The sequence below is a fragment of the Nocardia sp. NPDC046473 genome (assembly GCF_040645995.1).
Lineage (GTDB): Bacteria > Actinomycetota > Actinomycetes > Mycobacteriales > Mycobacteriaceae > Nocardia.
Window position 1 is genome coordinate 80,679 of the sequence record NZ_JBEYZJ010000011.1, and the last position, 22,121, is coordinate 102,799.

The following is a 22,121-nucleotide window of genomic DNA, read 5'->3' on the forward strand; positions in this document are numbered from 1 at the left end:
AACATCATGGTCGAGTCGCCGATCACCGCAGCTGATGCCGTAACCACTGCGTCGGTACCCACCTGCCACCCCGAGGACACGGTGCGTGAGTATCTCGATCGTGGCTGGTGGCAACCGGATACGCTGCCGGAACTCCTGCAACGCCGAATCGACACGGCACCGGATGCGCCCGCCGTCACCGATCCCGCCAACCTCGCCGCATTGACCGGAGCACAGCCGCGAACGTTGTCCTGGCTCGAACTCGACGAGCACACCATCGATCTCGCAGCCGTGCTGTACCGCAACGGAATCCGCCAGGGCGATACCGTCGCCGTCCTGCTGCCGAACTCGATCGCATTGACCGCCACCTACTTCGCGCTGTGGCGACTCGGCGCGGTCGCGACACCCATGCCCGCCTCCTACCGCCGTCATGAACTGACCGGCATCATCGCTGCGGCCGACGCGACGGCCATCATCACCACGGGCGAGCTGTCGGGACGCGAACTCGCCGGCGAGGCACTGGAAGTGGCGGGCGACTCGCGCACCGTCTTCGCCTTCGGCCCCGGCGTGCCGGACGCCGCGATCGCACTGGACGAGCCGGTGGATACGGCAGACCGGGAGCGGCTGCGCTGCTACGTTCGCGGACTGACGATTTCGGTGAACGACCGGGTCACCATCTGCTGGACCAGCGGAACCGAGGCCGCGCCCAAGGGAATTCCACGATGCCACGGCGACTGGCTCGCCATGGCCTGGGGCGTGCAGGACGGACTGCACCTCACCCCGGAGTCGGTGCTGCTCAACCCCTTTCCCATGGTCAACATGGCGGGCTTCGCCGCGTCGTTCCTGCCGTGGCTGATCACCGGCGGGCACCTGGTGCAGCACCAACCCCTGGATCTGCCGGTGTTCCTCGGCCAGATCGCGCACCATCGGGTGACCCACACCAGCATGCCGCCCGCGCTACTGACGATGCTGCTGCACAACGAAACACTCCGCGCCTCGGCCGACCTGTCCTCGCTGCAACGAGTCGGTTCCGGCGGAGCGCCGTTGCCACCCAGCGTCGTTCGCGGCTGGCAGGAAGACCTCGGCATCGAGGTGCTCAACTTCTTCGGCTCCAACGAAGGCGTGTCCCTGCTCGGTGCGCCCATCGACTTCCCCGATCCGATCATGCGAGCGCAATACCTGCCGCGTTACGGCGCGCCTGGCGTCCGCTGGGCCACCCGGCTCGCCGAAAGTACGCGGGTCAAGCTCGTCGATGTCAGCACCGGCGCGACGGTCACCGAAGTCGGTGGCATCGGCGAACTCCGGCTCGCGGGCCCGGCCGTGTTCGGCGGATATCTGCCCGGTACCGCAACGACCGAACCGTTCGACGACGACGGGTTCCTGTGCAGCGGAGACGTATTCGAGCTGTGCGGCGTGGACGGCCGCTATCTGCGTTTCGTCGACCGGATCAAGGAGATCATCATCCGCGGCGGCATGAACATCGCCCCGGCCGAGATCGAGGGCTTGCTTGCCGACGCTCCCGGCGTCGCCGACGTGGCGGTGGTCGGTTATCCGGATCCGGTGCTCGGTGAAAAGTGTTGTGCCTTCATCGTTCCCGAGCCCGGCGCGGCCGTCACGCTGGACGTTCTCGTCGATCATCTGCGGGCCCGCGAGGTGGCGTCGTTCAAATTGCCGGAACGTCTGGAGATCGTCGAAACACTGCCCCGCAACCCGGTCGGCAAGCTGCTGCGCCGCGAGTTGCGCTCGACGCTCATCGATGACCCGGCCTGATCGCCGCCTATCCACGACATACAGGAGTTTCCATGTCCACCAGCACCATTCATCTACTCGGCGGGAGCCAATCCGATTTCGCGGTCAACTGGCACCGCGCCGGAAAGGGATTCGACGCACTCATCGGGGAGGTCGTCGGTGCGACGCTCACATCGACGGCCCTCGCGCCGGCCGAGGTCGACGTGATCCACGTCGGAAATGCGTTCGGCCAGTTGTTCACCGGCCAGGGCCAACTCGGCGGCATGCCCGCCACGGTCATCCCGGAGCTGTGGGGCATCCCGGCCAGTAGGCACGAAGCCGCCTGTGCTTCCGGCAGTATGGCGCTGCTCGCCGCGATGGCCGACCTGGAATCGGGTCGCTACGACTGCGCGCTGGTGATCGGCGCAGAGCTGGAAAAGACTGTCCCCGGTGACGAAGCCGCAGGGTATCTCGGTGCCGCGGCCTGGGTCGGCCACGAGGCGCAGGACACGAAGTTCGTGTGGCCCACCATGTTCGCCGAACTCGCCGACGAATACGATCGGCGCTACGGACTCGACGACGCCCACCTGCGCGCGATCAGCGAACTCAACATCACCAACGCCCGCACCAACCCGCTTGCACAGACCAGGAATTGGACCTTCACCCCGGACAGCTTCGGCACCGGCGACACCGCGAACCCGCCGGTGGCCGGCCGGCTGCGCCGTCAGGATTGCAGTCAGATGACCGATGGCGCCGTCGCCGTGATCCTGGTGTCGGATCGATTCTTGGCGCGGCGCACCGACTTACGGCCCGACGAGCGCGCGGTGGTCAGCGGCTGGGGACATCGCACCGCAGGTTTGTCGTTGGCGCAGAAGCTAAGTGTCTCGGCCGACGATCAATACGTGTTTCCCCATGTGCGACAGACGATGCTCGACGCGTTGCACCGGGCCGGATTGCCCGATATCGACGCGCTCGACGGCATCGAGGTACACGACTGTTTCTCAATGTCCGAGTACATGGCGATCGACCATCTGGGCATCACCGGTCCCGGCGAGAGCTGGAAAGCCGTGGAGGGCGGCGATATAGCGCGTGACGGCCGATTGCCGGTCAACCCCGGCGGCGGATTGATCGGTGGTGGTCATCCTGTTGGTGCGACTGGTGTACGAATGGTACTCGATGCCTACAAACAGGTCACCGGGAATGCAGGAGCGTACCAAGTGCCGGATGCGCACCGGTTCGCCACCCTCAACATCGGCGGGAGCGCCACGACCGCAGCGAGTTTCATCGTGCAGAGTCAGACGAAACGGTCATAGTGAAGTCGAGCCGTTCCTGATCTTGCCGTATTCGCCCACGGTGCAAGGACACTCGGCGTGCGGTGACCGACGCCGCACAGCGTCCCGCGAGCATCCTCGGCTATCGATCGTCCGCAACTTTGCGGTTGCGAATCGTCGTGCCTGTTCTATGATCATCCAGGAAACGCGGTCGCGGCACGCCGCATTCTCCCGGCAAATCGACGGTTTTCGCTGGCAACGGTGCGTCGACGGCGAATGCGATGTAGCCTTCCCACGCGTGATCACTTGTCTGCCATCGAATCTCCTCTTGGAGCCGAAATGACCATCCAGCATCCCATTGAGGACGAGGTCACACAGCTGGCGCGGCGGGTCGAGAAGGCCCGTGGCCGGCTGGCATACCAATTCGATCCCGCGTTGACCGAAGCGCTCTCCGAGGATGAGCTACTGGCCGAACGCGAGCTCGCCGAGAAGATTCGCGGGCAAGACCGGGGTCAGCGCTGGAAAGAGGCTCAAGCCGCCGCGGGAGCGGCCGACCGCGCCAGGCAGACCACCGAAGCGATCGAGAAGGCCGACATGCGAGATCTCCTGGTGGCCCGCAAGGCAATTGCAGCCCAGCGCCGCGAGTCGAGCCCGCATGCCAAACTGGCCTCCCTATATCGGCACCGCGCCTGGTCACTGCGCGCGCTGGCCGGTGTCGTCGCCGCAGGCATGCTGTGGTCCGCGGTCAACGTCCAGCACAACATCGCGCCCGGCGGCCCCGGTGACCCGCTGTACTGGTTCAGCTACCTGCTGGAAGGCATGATCAGCGTCTGCCTGATCATCATCATGATCGGCACCAACAAGGTGGCCGAGTGGGGTGTCGTCGACAACCGCAAGCAGGTCGTCGCCGCCGAGGTCGCGCTGCTCGGGCTGACCGTCACTCTCAACACGTACCCGTATCTGCGCGCGGAGCACTGGTACGACGCCGCCGTGCACGCCGTCGCGCCGGTGATGATCGGCGTCTCGCTGCTCATCCACGACGCCGCCAGCGCCCGCTACGGCCTCGCCATCCACCGCGCCACCGATCAGGTCCGGGATCTGCCCGACCCGGCCGAGCAGATCCGGCGCACTCTGCCCACACTCGCCAGCTACCGGATGCGACGCTCTGCGGACGTGATGGCGGCCAGCTCGTTCGCCGAACTGACCGTCGAGGCCGAGCCGGATCCGCTCGCGGAATTGAACGCGGCACCGGCCAGCATCGTCGATCCCGAGATCGAAGACACCGTCGTGCTCGCCGACGAAGACGACAAGGCGCCGGAGCCGCCCGCGCCGACCCGGTCCGCCTTCCGCTCGGCAGCCCCCGCACCGTCGGCGAAGGTCGTGGCCGCAGCGACCCTCGGCAGCGACCTCTCCGACATCACGGCGGAGACGCCGCCGGTGACGAAGTCCGAAAACGGCACCGCCCCCGGTACTTCCAAGCCGGTCCAGGCCGACGAGCCGGTCGTGCCGAGCAAGCCGGTGAACGGCGAGAAGCACAACGGGATCGCCGGCAAGCCGATCACCCCGGTGAACGGCGCCGGCGCGCCGACCAAGCCCGCCACTCCGGTAGCCACCAAGCCCACCCCTGTGGCGGCCACCAAGCCGGTCACCGCGGCGGCCCCGAAGCCGGCCACGCCGACCAAGATCGCCGCGCAGCAGCCTGCCCCGGCCAAGCCGAGCAAGCCTGCCGCACCGGCCCCGGACAAGGCCGCCGTGGCCGCGGCGGACCGCCCGTCCGCCACCGCCGCGGCGTCCGCCACCACCGCCGCCATCAAGCGGCAGCCGGCCGCGGCCGACGAAAAGGCGGCTACCGCAGCCGATCCCAAGGCCGCCAAAGATGCTCCGGCCACCCCGGAGATCCACGACACCGGCCAGTTCCGCATCGCCGAGATCCTCGAACAGGAACTCGCCGAACTGCAGGCCGCCCGCCGCCGCGCCCGGACGAGCCGGAAGACATCCACTCCGGCAGCAGGCCGCGACCGCTAGCCGGACCGCACAACTCCATAAAGTCTTCAGCCGCTTCGTGTTTGCCCGGAAGATCGGGCCGGGAGCGGCTTCAGACTGTCTGGCGTAGCGCGTCCAGCAGCCAGTAGTGGACGGCCCCCACCGTTGTCTCCGTGCCGGTGATATCGGCGGTGAGCCGCCAGAAACGATGTAGCAGGGGATCGGTGTCGGTCGTGCCGGTGGTCAGCAGCTCGCGTCGGAATCGCGGGGTGTCCCGTTCGTGCCTGGCGGCCGCGTGGGCTTGTACGTACTGGTCCAGTTCTGGTCCAGGACGGGGTATTTCGTGGGCGGCGACGAGCGGTGCCGCGCCCTCGAACGCGTCGGCGACCGAGGTCACGAACTGCAGCCGGTCGCTGATCCGGTCTCCATCCGATCGCCAGATCTGATGTGTCATCGCCGTTTTGACGTGCGGGTCGGTGGTGAGGGTGGTGAGCTCGGCATAGGCGACCACCTGCGCGGGTGCGGGTTCGCTCGGCAGCGGGGGCACGTTCATATCGATGAACGAATCGAACTCCTCGCGCGGCAGCGGCACCAGGATGGGCCGCCAGAACGCGACGATGCTCTCGATCACCGCGCCCCGGTCGTGCACCGCGGCAAGCAGTTCCAGCCGCCCGGCCCGTTCCTCGGGCGGTGCGTTCTCGATGGCTACCAGCGCCGCCCGCCGCCACCGCAGCGCCTCGAGCTCGGCATCGAGCGCGGCGCGTTCGACGGCGGCGGCTTCGCTGATCGTCTCGCTACCGTCCAGCACCCGCTCGATCGCGGCCAGTGGCAAACCCATGGCACGCAGTCGGCGCACCAGCAGCAGCCGGTCGGCCGCGGCGGCGTCGAACACCCGATGACCGCCGCCGGTCCGGTGATACTCCAGAATCCCGCTGTCGCAGTAGAACCGGATCGTCCGAACGGGCACGCCGGTCCGGCGCGCCAACTCGCCGATGCTCACCACGCCGTGCGGTGTGTCCTCGGTCACAGTAGCTTGCACCTCCACTCGGGTGGAGTTCTTACGGTAGTGGAACGTCGAGTGAGAGGGTCGAGCTATGAACCACATCGAATCCATGACGACCGAGCAGATCTGGCACGCGGTGGCCGCCGAGCGCCAGCGGATGGCCGACCTGCTCGCCGATCGCTCCGAGTCCGACTGGGACCACGAATCCCTCTGCGCCGACTGGCGAGTGCGCGATGTCGTCGCGCACGTGGTGCTGTGCACGCGTGCGAACCTCGGCTGGATCCTGGTCAACCTGCTGCGCGCCCGCGGCAGCGTGCACGGGGCGTTGCGCGACACCGCCATTCGGCACGCCGACAGCGTCAGCACCCGGCAGTTGCACGCGGAGTTGCGCGCCAGCGTGCCGTCGCGGTTCTTCCCGATCGGCACGATCCCCACCGATCGATTGCTGGACATGCTCGTGCATGTCCAGGACATCGCGATACCGCTCGGCCTCACCCGCGAGATGCCTTCCGTGCCAGCACGATCCGCGCTGGATCGAGTGTGGGCGACCGGCGACCGGTTCGGCATCGACGACCGGTTGGCGGGCTATCGCCTCGTAGCGACCGACATCGACTGGTCGGCCGGCGACGGCCTGCTCGTCGAGGGCACCGCGGGTGCGTTGCTCCTGCTCGCGACGGGCCGCACTGCGGCGTCGTCGCTGCTGACCGGTCCCGGCGCGATCACGCTCGCCGCCACCCTGATCGCGAATCAGGCCTGAACAATGGGGCCGCCATCAACAGCGGCGGCCCCCACAAGCGCGTGGGCAATCAGGCGGGCTTGGCGGCGGTCAAGTACTTGATGCTGTTGAACATCTCGGCGTACGGCTCGAGGACGGCGGTGAGCGGCCGGTCATAACGCTCGGCCAGTTCCTCGGGCGGCACGATGGTCGTGGTCCAGCCTTGATCAGTCAGCCACTCGGCCGGATCCGCGCGATCGTCGGTATACAACAGGCTGGTGAAGTCGACCGTCCCGAAGGGAGTGTCGCGCAGTTGCTCGGCCTGTAGGTCGGCGAGCTGGGCGAGGTCGACATCGGCGTCGAAGGCGTCGCAGGCCAGCGTGCTGCCGGACGCCGACAGCTGAGCTATCCGAGCGAACAGTGCGTCCTGCGCGGCGCCTGGCAGATACGGGAGCAAGCCCTCCGCCGACCACACCGTGGGCACGGTGGGATCGAAGCCCTCCTCGATCAGCGCGGCGGGCCAGTTGTCCCGCAGGTCGACGGCCACCTCCCGGCGGTCGGCCTTGGGCGTGGCGCCCGCGCTGTCGAGGACCTGCCGCTTGAATTCCAGCACCTTGGGCTGGTCGATCTCGTAGACGACCATGCCCTGCGGCCAGTCCAGGCGATAGGCGCGGGCGTCCAGCCCTGCGGCCAGAATCACCGCCTGCCGCACCCCGGCCTCGGCCGCGGTGCGAAAGAGGTCGTCGAAGAACTTGCTGCGCAGTCCCATGAATTCGGTGCCGAGCGGGCTCCGCGCCCATAGCTCTCGATCGTTGAGCAGTTGATTCATGTCGGGATCGTCGGCGGCCGCGACGAACAACGCGGCGAATTCGTCGTGGACGAGGGCGTCGGGCTGTTTCGACTCGACCGCCCGCATGGCCGCGACGAATAGCGCGGTCATCCCGACGCTGCTGACGATGTCCCAGGTATCACCTTCGGTACGCATGGTGCTCTCCTCGAAGTCTTTGAATGACCTGTCCGGCAAGCAGTTCCGGTAGAGATGCACGCGATCCGCTTGCCGACGTGGCAATTGCGCTGCTGTCGGAAGGGTAGAGCGGTGACCGAATTGATCCTACGACTTGGCGGCGAACCCTGCAGAACGCCCGGTCAGGGCGCGATCAGGGGCGTGGCTCGGTGGCAAGGGCCTGTTCGGCCGCCGCACGCAGCTCGGCAAGGCGCGCCCGCTCCTCGGGGGTGTAGTCGCGCGCCTGGTCATCGAGCACGCAGACGGTGCCGTACACACTGCCGTCCGGATTGTGCACCGCCAACCCGAGGTAGTTGACCAACCCGAACTCCACCTCGTCCGCGTTGCCCGCAAAGACCGGATCCGCGCGCGAGTCGCGTATGAACAGCTCGGTGTCGTTGTCGACCACCCGCTCGCAGTACAGCTCCTGCGCATCCGCGAAAGCCGCACCCTTCTTGCCCTCGGCACCCACCGTGTAGTGCACCTCGGCGGCGCCGGCCGTCGCCTCGACCGCCATATGGGTCGGCGTCGACCGCATGACCAGGACCGACCGCACGCCGAGCTCGGCCGCCGTCTGTTCGAGCAACGATTCGATCGGCCGGAACCGCGCACTGCTATCGGGCATGGGGACCTCTCCTGGCAAGACGGGACAAGTCGTCTCACTCTCCTCGGCGGACGGTCCGGTCGCGACGATTGCGCTCACCCTGCGACAAACCAGGGTCAGGCGACGATCTGGGTGTACGCGGCGCGGATGTGGGATTCGGCGTCGGTGAGATAGTCCGCGAGCATCTTCTCCGCCGCGGCGGACTGCCCGCCGATCATCGCCTCGTAGATCTCGTGGTTACGGGCCAGATAGGGCTCGTGAAAGGTGAGCGGGTCGGCCATCACGTGGAAAACCAGTCGCAGCTCGTTCCACACGCTCGCCATCATCTGATCCAGCCGCCTGCTGCGATTCAGTGCGGCGATCGCCTTGTGGAAATCGATGTCGGCCGTGCCGACGCCGGTCCAATCCTGTTCCGCCGCACAGGCATCCGCGCGCGCCAGGGCGGCGGCAAGGTCTGTCGGTTCCTGCCCCGCACGGTCGAACCCGTGCACCGCCGCACCCTCGATCACCCGGCGGCACTGGTAGAGCTCCGCGACATCGTCCGAAGTGGGGATGCGCACGAACGCGCCACGGTTGAGCTCGTGGGTAACCAGGCGTTCCTCGATCAGCGAGCGGAACGCCTCCCGCAGGGTATTGCGCGAAACCCCCAGCGCCGCACAAATATCGGGCTCGGACAACCGCTGGCCCGGTCGCAGTGACCCATCCAGGATGCTGGCACGCACGATGTCGGCGGTCTGAGAACTGCGACTGGACCGGGCGAGCAGACCCTTGTGTTCGGAAAGCGCCGTGTACACGGGATCGGGCCGATCTACCGGTATTGCCATCAAACCTCCGCGGACCAGTGGCTTTGCTGTTCGAGCATAACTCAGGGATCGAACTGCCAGCCGACGATCCAACTTTAGGATTGCAGAATCGTTCAACGATCCGTACGCTGCTGTGACGTACGTCGCTCTCCGGAGCTCTAGCATTGCGAGGCAGCCATGAGCCTTTCCACAGACCTCCCGGTGGATCCGGCCGAGAAATCTCCACCCTTCGACTGGTTCCGCACCCTCAGCGCCAAAGGCAAGAAGGCCTTCCTCGGCGCGTTCGGCGGATATGGCTTGGATGCCTACGATTTCCAGGTTCTGCCGTTGGCGCTCGGCGCCATTTCGTCGTACTTCGTGATCAGCTCGGGCAAGGCCGGTCTGCTCACCACCGTGACGCTGCTGGTGTCCGCGCTCGGCGGCGCGCTGGCGGGAGTGCTCGCCGACAAGATCGGGCGGGTACGCACCCTTCAGCTCACCGTCGCCACCTACACGCTGTTCACGGTGCTGTGCGGCTTCGCGCCCAACTTCGAGACGCTGCTGGTGTTCCGGGCCTTCCAGGGGCTCGGCTTCGGCGGTGAATGGGCGGCGGGCGCGATCCTGGTCGCCGAATACGCGCAGACCAAGTACCGCGGCCGGACCGTCGCCTATGTGCAGAGCGCGTGGGCGGTCGGCTGGGGCTTGGCGGTATTGGTCTACACCTTGGTCTTCCAGTTCGTCAGCGAAGACCTGGCCTGGCGGGTGTTGTTCTGGACCGGTGCGCTGCCCGCGTTGCTGATCATCTGGGTGCGCCGCAATCTGACCGACTCCGAAACCGTCACGCAGCGGCGCGAATCGGCGGGCAAGCGGGCCGGATCGTTCGCGTCGATCTTCCGGCGGGACCTGGTTCGGACAACGCTGTTCGCCTCGGTGCTGGCCACCGGTGTGCAGGGCGGCTACTACACCCTCGCCACCTGGCTGCCGACCTATCTGAAGAAGAGTCGACACCTGAATGTCGTTGGTACCGGCGGTTATCTGTTCATGCTGATCGGCGGCGCGTTCCTCGGGTACGTCACCGGCGGCATCCTCGCCGATCGGATCGGACGCAAACGCACCATCCAACTCTTCGCCGTGCTGTCGGTCGCCTTCATGGTCGCCTACATCCAGGTGCCGGAGGGCGCGAATACGCTGGTGCTGATCCTCGGCTTCCCGCTCGGATTCTGCACCGCCGCCATCTTCTCCAGCTTCGGATCATTCCTGTCCGAGCTGTATCCGACCGCGTCTCGCGGCACCGGGCAGGGCTTCACCTACAACTTCGGTCGCGGCGTCGGCGCGATATTCCCCACGGTGGTCGGGTTTTTGGCCTCCACCACGCTGGGACTGGCCGGGGCCATGATGTTCGGCGCGTTCGGTTATGTGCTCGCCGTGCTCGCGTTGTTCGGCCTGCCGGAGACCCGCGGCCGCGAATTAGCCTGAAGGAGTGTCGATGTCCGCGATCAGCGCACCGCTGCGGATACTGCCCGCTGGGGACCGGTCGGTGCTCGTCGCGCCCGACGAGCACGCCGATCTGGTCGCGTTCATCGACCTGCTGCGGCGCGAATTGCCCGCGGGCGTGCACGATGTGCTGCCCGCCGCGCAGACGATCCTGGTTACCATGACCGATACCGCGGACGCCCGTGCCGTCGAAGAGCAACTGCGGCAACTGTTTCGGAATACGCAGGGTGCTGGTTCGGTCGAGTCGGAACCTGACGCCCTGCGCACCATCCCGGTCCGTTACGACGGGCCGGATCTGGAAAGTGTTGCGGCGCAGTTGGGTATCTCGGTCCGTGACGTGATCGCCGCGCACACCCGAGCGGTGTGGCGGTGCTCGTTCATCGGATTCGCGCCGGGCTTCGGCTATCTGGAGTCCACCGATTCCGGGCTGGCCGTACCGCGCCGGACGGAATCACGGACCTCGGTGCCCGCCGGCTCGGTAGCCTTGGCCGACGGGTACAGCGCCGTTTATCCGCGGCGTTCGCCCGGCGGCTGGCAGCTCATCGGCACCACCGACGTCCGGATGTGGGACCTGGACCGAGCCGAACCATCCTTGCTGCGCCCGGGCACCAGGGTTCGGTTCACCGAGGAGGCGAGGGGATGAGTTCGACGCGTCGTGCGGTACTGCGGATTCTCGACCCGGGTCCGTTGAGCACCATCCAGGACCTCGGCAGGCCCGGCTGGTTCTCGGTCGGCGTCGGCGTCTCCGGTGCGGCCGATCGCGGTTCGCTGAAGCTGGCGAATCGACTGGTCGGCAATCCCGAGGATGCCGCGGGCATCGAAACCTTGCTCGGCGGACTGGAACTCGTGGCCGAGGCGCCGGTACTACTCGCGGTGGCCGGTGCCGACGCGCCGATCACCGTGGACGGCGTCGCCGAGGCCAACGCGTCGGTCATCGCGTTGGGCACCGGCCAGCGGCTGAAGCTCGGCCTGGCCGCCGCTGGGCTGCGTACATACGTCGGCGTGCGCGGCGGCATCGCCGTCGATGAGGTGCTCGGCTCCCGCAGCCGGGACACCCTCGCGGGGCTCGGCCCGGAGCCGCTGACCGAGGGAACGGAGCTCGGCGTGGGCTCGGCGGACGGGTACCCGTGGCCGAATGTCGCTGTGGCGCCGGTCCCTTCGGTGCGATCGGGTGTCGTCACCGTCCGGGTGTTGCTCGGGCCGCGGGAGGACTGGTTCACCGATCCGCGCTCGCTGTTCACCGGCGCCTGGGCGATGACCGATCGGGCCGATCGGGTCGGCGTGCGGTTGGCCCGCGTCGGCGACGAGCCGCCGCTGAGCCGGATCAACGACAAGGAGCTGCCGACCGAGGGCATGCCACTCGGCGCGATCCAAGTGCAACCGAGTGGCGAACCGGTCGTGTTCCTCGCCGATCACCCGATCACCGGCGGCTACCCGGTGATCGGCACCGTCGTCACCGCCGACGTCGACCTGCTCGCGCAGCTGCGACCGGGTCAACACCTGCGCTTTCGCCCGGTTCACCCCTGATCGCACCGGCCAGAGCCGGTTCGGGCAGCAACCTGCGGCTCCGCAGGCCTGGCGAGGCTTATGCAGTTTGCACAGCGGTAACTGGCAAACCTTGGCTGGTTGCGTAGTGACACACCTGCGAACCGTCGTGTGGACTGAGACCTCTTTCGGTCCGTCGGGCGCTCGATGGTGTCCCGGTTGGCGGCCGCTGTTATCGGCGGCTTCTGGCTTCGATGTCATCTTCGCGTGAGAGGTGCCCCGCTAGTGATCCGTGTTTGTCGTGCCATATTCGCAGTAGGTTTCACGCTCGCTGTTTCATGCGCGGTCGCCGCGCCGGCCACCGCCGGACCGGATGCGCCGAACACCGGCCCGGGAGGAACTTGGCCGGTACGGCCTGACGAGAACCAGCTGCCGCCGCTGCCCCGCGAAACCGATATCTACTCGGTCATTCCGGTGCCGATGCCCAAAGACGATCGGTGGTTCGACGACCCGGCCGATCTCGGCCGCTACGCCAACGGTGACGTGATCCGCAAGCGCGTGGTGACCAGCTATCTGCTTGGGCTGCCGTGGCCGCCGGTGCACACCGAACAGGTCTTGTACCGCAGCACCGACAGTCTCGACCGGCCGATCGTCACCGCGACCACCGTGATGATCCCGGGTATCCCGTGGCTAGGTCCGAGTCCGCGCCCGGTCATCTCGTATCAGGAGGCGATCGACGGCCTGGATCCGGCGTGCAACCCCTCGCACACCGTGCGCGCGGGCACGATGAAGGAAACTCAGCTGCTGCTGCAGTTCCTCGGCGAGGGCATGGCGGTGTCGGTCCCCGATTTCAACGGCAAGACCGACACCACCCTGGCGCCGAGCGAGGGCCGGATGGTGCTCGACGGTGTCCGCGCGACCCGGCGCGCCGATCTGGGCTTGGCCGATTCGCCCATCGGGCTGTGGGGATACTCCGGCGGCGGCAGCGCGACCGGGTGGGCGGCCGAGCTGCACCGCAGCTACGCCCCCGAACTACCGATCAAGGGCAGCGCCCAGGGCGGCGTGCCCGGCGACAAACACGCGATGACCATGTTCGCCATGGACGCGGGTCCCGGTATCGCCGGACAGGCCGATTTCGTCGGCTGGATCTGGCTGATCGGATTGTCCAGGGAATACCCGGATTTGATCCCGCTCGACAAGTTCCTCACCGCGGACGGCATGACCATGGTCGGCGACATCGAACACCGATGCCTCTACACCGCCGCCGCCACGGGCGCCTGGCGACCACTGAAGAACTACCTGAAGGATAAGCAGGCGTTCCTGGACCCCGACATCCAAACCGCCTTGCACCGAGACAGTCTCGGCTACGGCGGCACCCCCGACATGCCGGTTGCCATGTGGCACTCCACCACCGACCCGATCATCCCCATCGCCGCCATCGAGCCCGTTGTCCAACGGTACTGCGCCGCAGGAGCAAACCTCCGCTTCTTCAGAGTGCCTGCAACAGAGCATATTTCGGCCGAACTGGTCGGCTATGAACCATCGGTGCTATGGCTGACCGCCGTCCTGGCCGGTGCCGACCCCGGGCCGACCACCTGCTGAACTCACGTCGCTGGGGCGTAGCACCGCGCCGGGAGTGCGGCCGGACGGTAGGAAGCCGGAGGTGATGAACTCTCTGATGTAGGCGTCGAGGGCGGCCTCGGTGATCGGTGGGCAGGTGATGCCGGTGTCGGACAGTGCGGTTCGGGTGTGGGTGTCGCTCCAGTCGAGGTTGGCGAGGCCGAGGTAGTTGGTGCTCAGGAGGGCGGCGCGGACGAGGGAGTCGTCGCCGATGGTGTTGCGGCGGTGGGATTCTTCGGCGAGGGCGGCACGGACGGTGTCCAGTGGGGCGATGGTTACCGGGAGGCCGTGGTAGCGCAGGCAGGTGAAGATGTCGGCTACCGTCACCGGGGTCTTGTTGATCAGGTGGTACACCGATTCCGACTGCGGTCGGGTGGTGAGTTCGACGATGGCGCGGGCCACGTAGGTCACCGGGATGAGGGAGATGGTCGCGTCGCCGACGTCCGGCGCCAGGCCGAGGATGGCGGCGGCGCGGATCATGTTCCAGAACGAGTCATCGGCGCTGTTGCGGCCGACTTTCGGGTCGCCGCAGATGGTTCCGGGGCGGTAGATGCCGATCGGGATGCCGCGTTCGCCCGCCTGCCGGACCAGTTCCTCGGCGGCCCACTTGGACGCGACATAGCCGTTGTCGGGCAGTTGGTCGGCTTCGAGCCGGACGTTCTCTTCGATGACGCCCGGTGCCACCGTCGTGGGGACGGTGGTACCGAGGGTGGAGACGAAGTGCACCGGCTTGAGCCGCCGGGTGGTCGCGAGCCGGAGAACCTCCCGGGTGCCTTCGACGTTGGCGGTGCGCAGCCGTGCATACGGGTCGATGTGGTTGACCCGGGCGCCGTTGTGCAGGATGACGTCGATGCTGTCGGCGAGGTGGTGGTAGTCGGTCTCGGCGAGTCCTAGTCGAGGCGCGGCGAGATCGCCTGGGACAGCGACGATCCGAGCCGCGGTAGCGTCGTTCCACAGTTGATAGCGGTGCAGGGCTTGCCGAATCCGGTCGGCGCCTTGCTCGGTGGTGTCGGCCCGGACCAGGCACCTGATCTGTGCGTCGGTGCGCTCCAACAGCTCCCGCAGCAGGTGAGCGCCGAGGAAGCCGGTCGCGCCGGTCAGCAGCACCTCCTTTCGTGGTCCGCAGTACACGGGCAGGCAACCGTGACCATCGATGTCGCGGTCGAGTACGGCGTCCTCCGCCGGGGATACCGCCGGGGTCTGCGCTGCGGTGCCGGTGAGATGTGCGGCGAGGCCCCGCACGGTGGGCGTGGTGAGCAGCGCCGACATCGGCACGTCGAGGTCCAGCCGTGCCGAAAGCCGTTGATGCAGCGTGAAAGCCATCAGCGAGGAGCCGCCGAGCTCGAAGAAGTCGTCGGTCACCCCGATCGGGGACACGTCGAGAACCTCGGCGAACACGTCCGCGATGGCTATCTCGAGCACTGTCGACGGGGCGACGCCGTTCCGCGAGGCGAACACCGGCTGGGGGAGTGCCGCCCGGTCGAGTTTGCCGCTGGTATTGACCGGCAGCGCGTCGAGGAACAACACCGCAGACGGCACCATGTAGGCAGGCAGCATGCGAGATATCGACTGCCGCAGCGTATTCGGGTCTACCTCGGCGTCGGGAGCCGCGACGACGTAACCGACGAGACGGTCACCGGTGTCGGACGGTTTCACCGCGACCGCCGCCTGCCCGACCGCGGGATCGGCGAGCAGTGCGGTTTCGATGTCACCGAGTTCGATGCGATGCCCGCGCACCTTCACCTGGAAGTCGCTGCGCCCGAGGTACTCCAGGGTCCCGCGCGCGTTCCAGCGCACCAGATCCCCGGTTCGATACATCCGCGCACCGCGCTCGGCCGGGTTCGCGACGAAGCGTCCGGCGGTCAGCCCGAGCGCGCCGTGATAGCCGCGCGCGAGTTGGATTCCGGCCAAATACAGTTCGCCGACCGCGCCGACCGGCACCGGCCGCAGCCGGGCGTCGAGCACGAAGGCCCGCGAATTCCATTCCGGCACACCGATCGGCACCGCGGGCGCCGGATCGGCCGGGTCGAAGCGGTGCTCGGTGATGCTGACCGCGGCCTCCGTCGGGCCGTACAGGTTGTGCACCTCGGCGGAGCTGATCGCGGCGAATGCCCGGGCTGTCTCGGGCGCGAGCGCCTCGCCGATGACGAAAACGGCGCGCAGCGAGGCCACTTCGGCGGCGGTGGCATGACCGGCGAACGTAGTCAGCATGGTGGGCACGAAATCGGTGAGCGTGACCCGGTGCGTGGCGATCAGCCCGCACAGCGCCGCTGGATCGCGATGCTCGTCCGGTCCGGCGAGCACCATCCGGGCACCCGCACGCAGCGGCAGGAAGTATCCCCACAGCGACACATCGAAGGTTGCCGGTGTCTTCTGCAGATAGGTGTCGGCGGGCTCGACGTCGTACCGCTGCTGCATCCAGTCGAGCTGGTTGACGATCGCTTCGTGGCTGACCACAACACCTTTCGGGCGCCCGGTCGAACCCGAGGTATAGATGACGTAAGCAGGATGGTCGCCACGCAGCGGCACGCGCCGCTCGTCCGCGCGCACGGGTGCGGGGTCCAGCTGTGTCAGATCGAGGGTGTCGACAGCATGCGCGGCGGTAACCGTGAATGCGTCTCCGGTAGTGGTCAACACGCACCGTGGCGCTGCGGAATCCAGCACGTAGCCGATCCGTTCGGCCGGATGCTCGGGATCGATGGGAACCCACGCGCCACCCGACTCGGCAACCGCACACAGCGCGACAACCTGATCGATAGACCGACGCATCGCCACCGCGACAACGGTCTCCGGACCGACGCCCTGCCCGATCAGCCACCGCGCCAACCGGTTACACCTGTCCTGCAACTGCGCGTAGGTCAGGCGCTCTGATCCGAAGATCAGGGCCGTGGCATCCGGAGTGGCCGCGGCATTGCGCTGCAGTGCCGCACCGAGGGTTTCGGACGCGACCGCGTGATCGCCACCGGTCGACCAGGATTCGATCCGCCGCCGTTCCTGCGGGGGCACCATGTCGATGTCACCGACCGCGCCGACCGGATCGGCGGCAACCTGATGCAACACCCGGATATAGGCGTCGAGGAACCGCAGCACCGTCGGCTCATCGAAAAGGTCGGTGGCGTAGCTGAACCGGATGATGATCTGGCCGGGCGTGCCGTCGGCGCCGTGCTCGTCCACCACCGCGATATGCAGATCCGTCTTCGCCGTTCGCGTGTCGATATCGAGCCCGGAGAACGTCAGGCCGGGCAGCTCGAGGCTGGCCTTGCCGAAGTTCTGGAACGCGAAACCGACCTGATACAGCGGATGCCGTCCCGGCGACCGCACCGGGTTGACCGCGTCGACGACGTGCTCGAACGGCACCTCGGAATGGGCGAAGTTCACCAGATCCCGGTCCCTGGTCCGATCGAGCAGCGCGGTGAAACTCTCACCGAGGTCGATCCGGGTCCGTGACACCGTCGTGTTGACGAACATGCCGACGAGGTCATCGAGGGCGGCCTCGGCGCGGTTGGTCATCGGCACACCGATGGCGACGTCGGTGCTGCCGGACAACCGAGAAAGCAGGACGGCCAGGGCCGTTCGCATCACCATGAACAGCGTCGCCTTGTGCTCGCGGGCGACGCCGAGCAATTCGCGGTGCAGTGTGGCGGACACCGGCCGCTGGGTCGCCGCGCCCCGCAACGACGCGGTGCTCGGTCGCGGTCGATCGGTCGGCAGGTCGAGCTCGTCCGGCAGCCCGGCCAATTCTGTGGTCCAGTAGGAAAGCTGCTGGGACAGTATGGAATCCGGGTCGTCGCGGGAGCCGAGCAAAGCCTGCTGCCACAGGGCGTAGTCGGCGTACTGGATATCCAGTGGCCGCCACATCGGGGCGGTGCCCGCGGATCGCGCGGTGTAGGCGACGGCGATATCGCGAGCCAGCGGCGCCAGCGAGGATCCGTCGGCGCAGATATGGTGCACCGCGCACACCAGCACGTATTCGCCGGGCGTCCGCAGCAGCCGAACCCGCAGCGGCACTTCGGTCGACACGTCGAACCCACGCCACAGGATGGCGCGAATGCGTTCGGCCACCGCGTCGGGGGTCGCCGTCAGCATCTCCTCGACGGCGAAATCGGCAACGACACTGGCTGTTTCGAGCGCCTGCTGGCGCGGACCGGTGGCGTCGGCGGGATACATCGTGCGCAGAATCTCGTGACGGGCAACGGTGTCGGCGAAGGCCGCGCGCAGCACCTCGACATCGAGGTCACCGGACATGTTCAAGGCGAAGCCGATATTGTCCACCGACGACGTCGGGTCGAACTGATTGCGCAGCCAGAACCGAAGTTGCGCGGGCGACAACGGCACCCGCTCCGGCCGCGACCGGGCCAGTAGCGCCGGTCGGCCCTTGTCGAACCGCTGTGCCTGAATCGCCTTCGCCAACGCCGCGACGGTCGGATGGTCGAACAGCAGCCGGGTCGGAATCTGCGCCTGCCACGTCTCGCTCAGCCGGGCGGCGACCTGGGTGGCGAGCAGCGAATTACCGCCCGAGGCAAAGAAATCGGAGTCAGCGCCCAGCTGTTGCTGACCCAAGACCCGAGCGAACACCTCGGCGATCAACTCCTCGCCGGGGCCGGACAGCGACCGGCAGGCGAGTTGATCGACTGCGCGAAGGCGTAAGGCCGCCCGATCCGCCTTTCCGGTGGGTGTCAGCGGAATCCGATCGACGATGGTGATCGAGGTGGGCAGCATGTACTGCGGCAGTTGCCGCGCCATCGCGTTCGCCAGTTCATCGGTGTCGAGTAGGTAGCCCGGCTCGGCCTGGACGTAGGCGGCGAGCGCCGTCTCTCCCGCCGGGGTCTTGCGGTCGACGGTGACCGCTACCCGGACCCCCAATTGCCGCGCCAGCACCGATTCGATCTCGCCGAGCTCGATCCGGAAGCCACGGACCTTGACCTGATCGTCGGTGCGGCCCAAGTATTCGAGGTCGCCCTCGGTGCCGCGGCGGACGATGTCGCCCGTGCGATACATCCGAGTGCCGGGCGCACCGTGCGGGTCGGCCAGGAAACGCTGCGCCGTCAGGCCGGCGCGCGCGTGGTAGCCGCGGGCCAGGCCGGGACCGGAGACATACAGCTCACCGGCGGTGCCGAGGCCGACCGGACGCAGCCGCTTGTCGAGCACGCGGCAGTTCATACCGGACAGCGCCGACCCGATGGTCACCGGAAGATCCGGCGACAGCGGCGCACTGATCGCCACCATGATGGTGGTCTCCGTCGGTCCGTAACCGTTGAAGAATCGGCGACCGGGCACCGCCCAGCGGCGAACCAGGGGAGCGGGACAGGTTTCGCCGCCGACGACCACCACCCGCAGCAGGTCGAGCCCGGTCGGCTCGAGCGAAGCCAGCGCCGACGGCGTCATGAAGGCATGGCTGATCTCGTGTCGCGCAATCACACTCGCCAACTCGGCCCCGCCGTAGACCGTCGGCGGCGCGATCACCATGGTGGCGGCCGAGCCGACGGCGAGCAGCAGCTCGAGCACCGAGGCGTCGAAGCTCGGTGACGCGAAGTGCAGTGTGCGCGCTGACGGAGTGAGTGTGTATCTGGCGATCTGCTCAGCACAGAACGCGGCGAGACCGGCGTGGGTTACCGCGACACCCTTCGGACGACCGGTCGAGCCGGAGGTGTAGATCAGGTAGGCCGTATTCGAAATACGAAGCAGCGCAGGACGATCCAGATAGGAGATGGGGTTGGCCGACTCCGTTGCAGTGAGCGCGACGAACTCGGGATCATCGATTGCCAGCCAGCGCACGCCTGCGGGCAGCGCGGTCGCGTATTCGCTGGTGGTCAGCCCGATTTCGGCGGCGCAATCGGAGACCTGGAACTGGATGCGCCTGCGCGGCAGGCCCGGATCGATCGGCACGAACGCGGCACCCGTCTTCACGACGGCCCACACCGCGAGTACGGAGTCGATCGAGCGCGGCAATGCCACCACGATCATGGTCTCCGGACCGGCCCCCATCGCCAGCAAGGTTCGAGCCAATTGTGATGAGCGCGCATCGAGTTGGCGGTAGGTGATCGAGCTGTCGCCGCAGACCGCGGCAACCCCGTCGGGGTTGCGCTCCACCGCCGCGGCGAGCAGCGCGGCGAGCGTTGGCGAGTGCGACGCCGACGTTCGGCGGGAACGCGCACGACGAGCGGACGAGGGGGTCCGCTGAATACCACTGGTCAAGCTCTGGTCCCGCCATCCGAAGTGACAAAGGGGCCTGATGGTATAACGCCGCCGTTGGGTTCACCACCGTTGAGAAGACACCTATACACGCACGTGCTCAGCCCGGTCGCTCGGCGCGGAGCCAGACTTTACGGCATTGGGTGCCAAGAGGTTTCGAATTCGGAGGATTATAGTCCTACGTTTATCGATGCGTCTCCGACGCTCGACCGCACCCATCGGCGGCTCGGTTCCAGGCAGCGCTGTTGCGCATCGGCGAACAGCCGCACACTGTCCAGTCCGGGCCAGTCGGCGGGCAGCATCTCCTCGGGGAGACCGGGATCAAGATAGGGGATGATGCGCCACTCGTCGAGCAGCGGCACGAAACGATCGAAGGCCTGCCGACCGGTGCGGCTTTCGAGGGCGAGGATGTCGCGGTGGTGTTCGAGGAACGCACGGTGCCGATCGGCGAGTGCAGCCAGATCCCACCATTGCGCCGCCGCGGCGCGCAGCGTATCGGGGACCTGGAGTTCCGTTGCGCGAAACGATGTCACGTACTCGTCGAGCGCCAGTGCCGAGACGATCGCGGACGCCTCCGCCGCCAGGTATTCCGGGCAGATCCACAAGCCAGCGGAAACGGTGCCGCAGCCGATCGAGGACAACCGACGGCGCAGCTGATGTCGTGCGGCGCGCTGGGACTCGGGAATACCGAACGAAATCAGATGCCAGGCCTCGCCGTCGCCCATCTGCCGGAAGCCGAAGATGCGCGGATCACCGCGCGAGTACATCGCCTCCGCGGCGTCGGTGATGCGATATCCGCTACGCCCACCACGGGATTCGGCAGCAAGCACCCCCTTGCTCTTCAGCCGCGTGACCGCCGTCCTGGTGCTCTGCTCCGGCACCCCCAGCCCGGCCAGCAATCCGCTGAAGTCGGCGATGGCGATCCAACCACCCAGGTCGCGGACGTAGGCGCCGAGCACGGTCCGGGCGAGCGAGGTCGCGCTGCCCGGCCGCGAATCGATATCGTCGAGGACGGCCCCCGCGAGGTCAGCGCGGGGTGAGTTCATCGCGGATCGCCGCCACCCCGGCGAGCACCTCGGCGTAGGTGGTACTGAGTGGGCTCAGGCCGATCCGGATGCCTTGCGGCGGACGGAAATCGGGGATGACGCCGCGTTGCCAGAGTCGCGCGGTGATCTCCTTGAACTGGGGGTGGTCGATCGTCACATGGCCACCACGGCGGGCCGGGTCGATGGGCGACGATACCGCAACGTCGAGCGGTAGCAGCCAGGTTCGCACGAGTTCGAGCGCGAACTCGGTGAGCGCGACCGACTTCGCGCGCACGGCCGCCATGCCGACCTCCTCGATCAGATCGAGGGTGTCCTGGACTGGCAGCATGCCGATGATCGCGGGCGTTCCGCTGATGACCCGCCGGATCCCTTGCGCCGGAAGATATCCCTGTGCCATCTCGAACGGGCTCTCGCGCCCCATCCAGCCCCAGATCGGCTGGGTGAACTCGGCGAGGTGCTCGGCGCGCACGTAGCCGAACGCGGGCGCGCCGGGACCGCCGTTCAGGTACTTGTAGGTGCAACCGACCGCGAAATCGACTGCCCAGGAATCGAGTTCGATCTGCACCGCGCCCGCGGAATGGCACAGGTCGAGCAGCAGCAACGCACCGGCTTCGTGGGTGACGGCGGAGATGGCGGGCGCGTCGAGCAGGTACCCGGACCGGTAGGCGACATGGCTGAGCACCACCAGGGCGGTGCGTCCGGAGACCGCCTCGGCCACCTCCTGCGCGGTGACGCCACCGGTGAACTCCGGCTCGATCCACCGCAGCGTCAGCCCGAGCTCGGTGGCGATCGCCTCCAGCAGGTAGCGGTCGGTGGGGAAGTTGTCCCGGTCCAGCACGATCTCGGTGCGCCCCGGCCGCAGCGCGAGGGCGCCGCGGGCGATCTTGTACAGCAGCACGGTGGTCGAGTCGCCGATCGTGGTCTGGCCGGCCGCGGCGCCGAGTATCGACGCACCGATCCGCTCGCCGATCGTCAGCGGCAGGTCGAACCACTGCTCGTCCCAGCCGCGGATCAGTCGGCCGCCCCACGCGTCGGTGATGAAGGCGGCGAGACGCTCGGCCGTCGCCCGGGTGGGGCGGCCGAGTGAGTTGCCGTCGAGGTAGGCGACGATCTCGGGGTCCTCGCTGCCGAGGAAGCGACTCGGGTAGTCGCGCAACGGGTCGGATTCGTCGAGAGCCTTTGCGCGCGTGGCGAAGTCGAGCGGTGCGGCGGTCAT

General features: G+C 67.5%; 15 protein-coding genes. 8 read left to right on the top strand and 7 right to left on the bottom strand.

The window, feature by feature from the left end:
- The first annotated feature begins 6 nt into the window (after positions 1–6).
- From ABZ942_RS35705 to ABZ942_RS35715, 3 genes are all read left to right on the top strand, one after another.
- On the top strand, positions 7–1,749 hold the full coding sequence (locus tag ABZ942_RS35705; RefSeq protein WP_357390007.1) for a class I adenylate-forming enzyme family protein: 1,743 nt from the start codon (positions 7–9) through the stop codon (positions 1,747–1,749).
- A 32-nt stretch (positions 1,750–1,781) separates the two neighbouring features.
- Positions 1,782–3,020, top strand: a complete 1,239-nt coding sequence (locus ABZ942_RS35710) for an acetyl-CoA acetyltransferase (protein WP_357390009.1) — start codon at positions 1,782–1,784, stop codon at positions 3,018–3,020.
- 297 nt (positions 3,021–3,317) lie between these two features.
- Positions 3,318–5,003 carry a hypothetical protein gene (locus ABZ942_RS35715; RefSeq protein ID WP_357390011.1) on the top strand — a complete coding sequence of 562 codons (1,686 nt, stop codon included), beginning with the start codon at positions 3,318–3,320 and terminating at the stop codon, positions 5,001–5,003.
- A gap of 70 nt (positions 5,004–5,073) precedes the next feature.
- Here the strand turns inward: ABZ942_RS35715 and ABZ942_RS35720 are convergent, their stop codons facing one another.
- Positions 5,074–5,988, bottom strand: a complete 915-nt coding sequence (locus ABZ942_RS35720) for a MerR family transcriptional regulator (protein ID WP_357390013.1) — start codon at positions 5,986–5,988, stop codon at positions 5,074–5,076.
- Between the two features lie 67 nt (positions 5,989–6,055).
- On the opposite strand from ABZ942_RS35720, the gene ABZ942_RS35725 reads away from it, so the two are divergent.
- Positions 6,056–6,721: a maleylpyruvate isomerase family mycothiol-dependent enzyme gene (locus tag ABZ942_RS35725; protein WP_357390015.1), complete on the top strand. Its 666-nt coding sequence runs from the start codon at positions 6,056–6,058 to the stop codon at positions 6,719–6,721.
- Positions 6,722–6,770: 49 nt separating this feature from the next.
- Here ABZ942_RS35725 and ABZ942_RS35730 read toward each other — a convergent pair whose 3' ends face one another.
- The 3 genes from ABZ942_RS35730 to ABZ942_RS35740 all read right to left on the bottom strand — a co-directional run bounded on the left by ABZ942_RS35730 (position 6,771) and on the right by ABZ942_RS35740 (position 9,110).
- Positions 6,771–7,664 carry a class I SAM-dependent methyltransferase gene (locus ABZ942_RS35730; protein ID WP_357390017.1) on the bottom strand — a complete coding sequence of 298 codons (894 nt, stop codon included), beginning with the start codon at positions 7,662–7,664 and terminating at the stop codon, positions 6,771–6,773.
- A gap of 172 nt (positions 7,665–7,836) precedes the next feature.
- Positions 7,837–8,307, bottom strand: a complete 471-nt coding sequence (locus ABZ942_RS35735; RefSeq protein ID WP_357390019.1) for a GAF domain-containing protein — start codon at positions 8,305–8,307, stop codon at positions 7,837–7,839.
- 95 nt (positions 8,308–8,402) lie between these two features.
- Positions 8,403–9,110, bottom strand: a complete 708-nt coding sequence (locus tag ABZ942_RS35740; protein WP_357390021.1) for a GntR family transcriptional regulator — start codon at positions 9,108–9,110, stop codon at positions 8,403–8,405.
- Between the two features lie 156 nt (positions 9,111–9,266).
- Between ABZ942_RS35740 and ABZ942_RS35745 the strand changes: the two genes are divergently transcribed.
- The 4 genes from ABZ942_RS35745 (at position 9,267) to ABZ942_RS35760 (ending at position 13,649) form a co-directional block, all read left to right on the top strand.
- Positions 9,267–10,544: an MFS transporter gene (locus tag ABZ942_RS35745; RefSeq protein ID WP_357390023.1), complete on the top strand. Its 1,278-nt coding sequence runs from the start codon at positions 9,267–9,269 to the stop codon at positions 10,542–10,544.
- Between the two features lie 10 nt (positions 10,545–10,554).
- A complete protein-coding gene (locus ABZ942_RS35750; protein ID WP_357390025.1) occupies positions 10,555–11,205 on the top strand; it encodes an allophanate hydrolase subunit 1 in 651 nt (216 codons plus the stop codon).
- On the top strand, positions 11,202–12,089 hold the full coding sequence (locus ABZ942_RS35755) for a biotin-dependent carboxyltransferase family protein (RefSeq protein WP_357390027.1): 888 nt from the start codon (positions 11,202–11,204) through the stop codon (positions 12,087–12,089). The genes ABZ942_RS35750 and ABZ942_RS35755 overlap by 4 nt, the downstream gene beginning before the upstream one ends.
- 438 nt (positions 12,090–12,527) lie before the next feature.
- Positions 12,528–13,649, top strand: coding sequence for a lipase family protein (locus ABZ942_RS35760; RefSeq protein WP_357390536.1), 1,122 nt, complete (start codon positions 12,528–12,530; stop codon positions 13,647–13,649).
- Here the strand turns inward: ABZ942_RS35760 and ABZ942_RS35765 are convergent.
- From ABZ942_RS35765 to ABZ942_RS35775, 3 genes are all read right to left on the bottom strand, one after another.
- Positions 13,596–19,862, bottom strand: a complete 6,267-nt coding sequence (locus tag ABZ942_RS35765; RefSeq protein WP_357390029.1) for an amino acid adenylation domain-containing protein — start codon at positions 19,860–19,862, stop codon at positions 13,596–13,598. The genes ABZ942_RS35760 and ABZ942_RS35765 overlap by 54 nt on opposite strands.
- A 167-nt stretch (positions 19,863–20,029) precedes the next feature.
- Entirely contained in the window at positions 20,030–20,905 is an 876-nt protein-coding gene (locus ABZ942_RS35770; protein ID WP_357390031.1) for a PaaX family transcriptional regulator C-terminal domain-containing protein, read from the bottom strand.
- Positions 20,886–22,121 carry an aminotransferase class V-fold PLP-dependent enzyme gene (locus ABZ942_RS35775; protein WP_357390033.1) on the bottom strand — a complete coding sequence of 412 codons (1,236 nt, stop codon included), beginning with the start codon at positions 22,119–22,121 and terminating at the stop codon, positions 20,886–20,888. The genes ABZ942_RS35770 and ABZ942_RS35775 overlap by 20 nt, the downstream gene beginning before the upstream one ends.

Coding starts and splice junctions, on each gene's coding strand:
- ABZ942_RS35730 (WP_357390017.1), bottom strand. CDS start 7,664: ATGCGTACCGAAGGTGATACCTGGGACATCGTCAGCAGCGTCGGGATG.
- ABZ942_RS35705 (WP_357390007.1), top strand. CDS start 7: ATGGTCGAGTCGCCGATCACCGCAGCTGATGCCGTAACCACTGCGTCG.
- ABZ942_RS35735 (WP_357390019.1), bottom strand. CDS start 8,307: ATGCCCGATAGCAGTGCGCGGTTCCGGCCGATCGAATCGTTGCTCGAA.
- ABZ942_RS35775 (WP_357390033.1), bottom strand. CDS start 22,121: ATGACCGCCGCACCGCTCGACTTCGCCACGCGCGCAAAGGCTCTCGAC.
- ABZ942_RS35755 (WP_357390027.1), top strand. CDS start 11,202: ATGAGTTCGACGCGTCGTGCGGTACTGCGGATTCTCGACCCGGGTCCG.
- ABZ942_RS35770 (WP_357390031.1), bottom strand. CDS start 20,905: ATGAACTCACCCCGCGCTGACCTCGCGGGGGCCGTCCTCGACGATATC.
- ABZ942_RS35710 (WP_357390009.1), top strand. CDS start 1,782: ATGTCCACCAGCACCATTCATCTACTCGGCGGGAGCCAATCCGATTTC.
- ABZ942_RS35760 (WP_357390536.1), top strand. CDS start 12,528: ATGCCCAAAGACGATCGGTGGTTCGACGACCCGGCCGATCTCGGCCGC.
- ABZ942_RS35715 (WP_357390011.1), top strand. CDS start 3,318: ATGACCATCCAGCATCCCATTGAGGACGAGGTCACACAGCTGGCGCGG.
- ABZ942_RS35740 (WP_357390021.1), bottom strand. CDS start 9,110: ATGGCAATACCGGTAGATCGGCCCGATCCCGTGTACACGGCGCTTTCC.
- ABZ942_RS35725 (WP_357390015.1), top strand. CDS start 6,056: ATGAACCACATCGAATCCATGACGACCGAGCAGATCTGGCACGCGGTG.
- ABZ942_RS35745 (WP_357390023.1), top strand. CDS start 9,267: ATGAGCCTTTCCACAGACCTCCCGGTGGATCCGGCCGAGAAATCTCCA.
- ABZ942_RS35750 (WP_357390025.1), top strand. CDS start 10,555: ATGTCCGCGATCAGCGCACCGCTGCGGATACTGCCCGCTGGGGACCGG.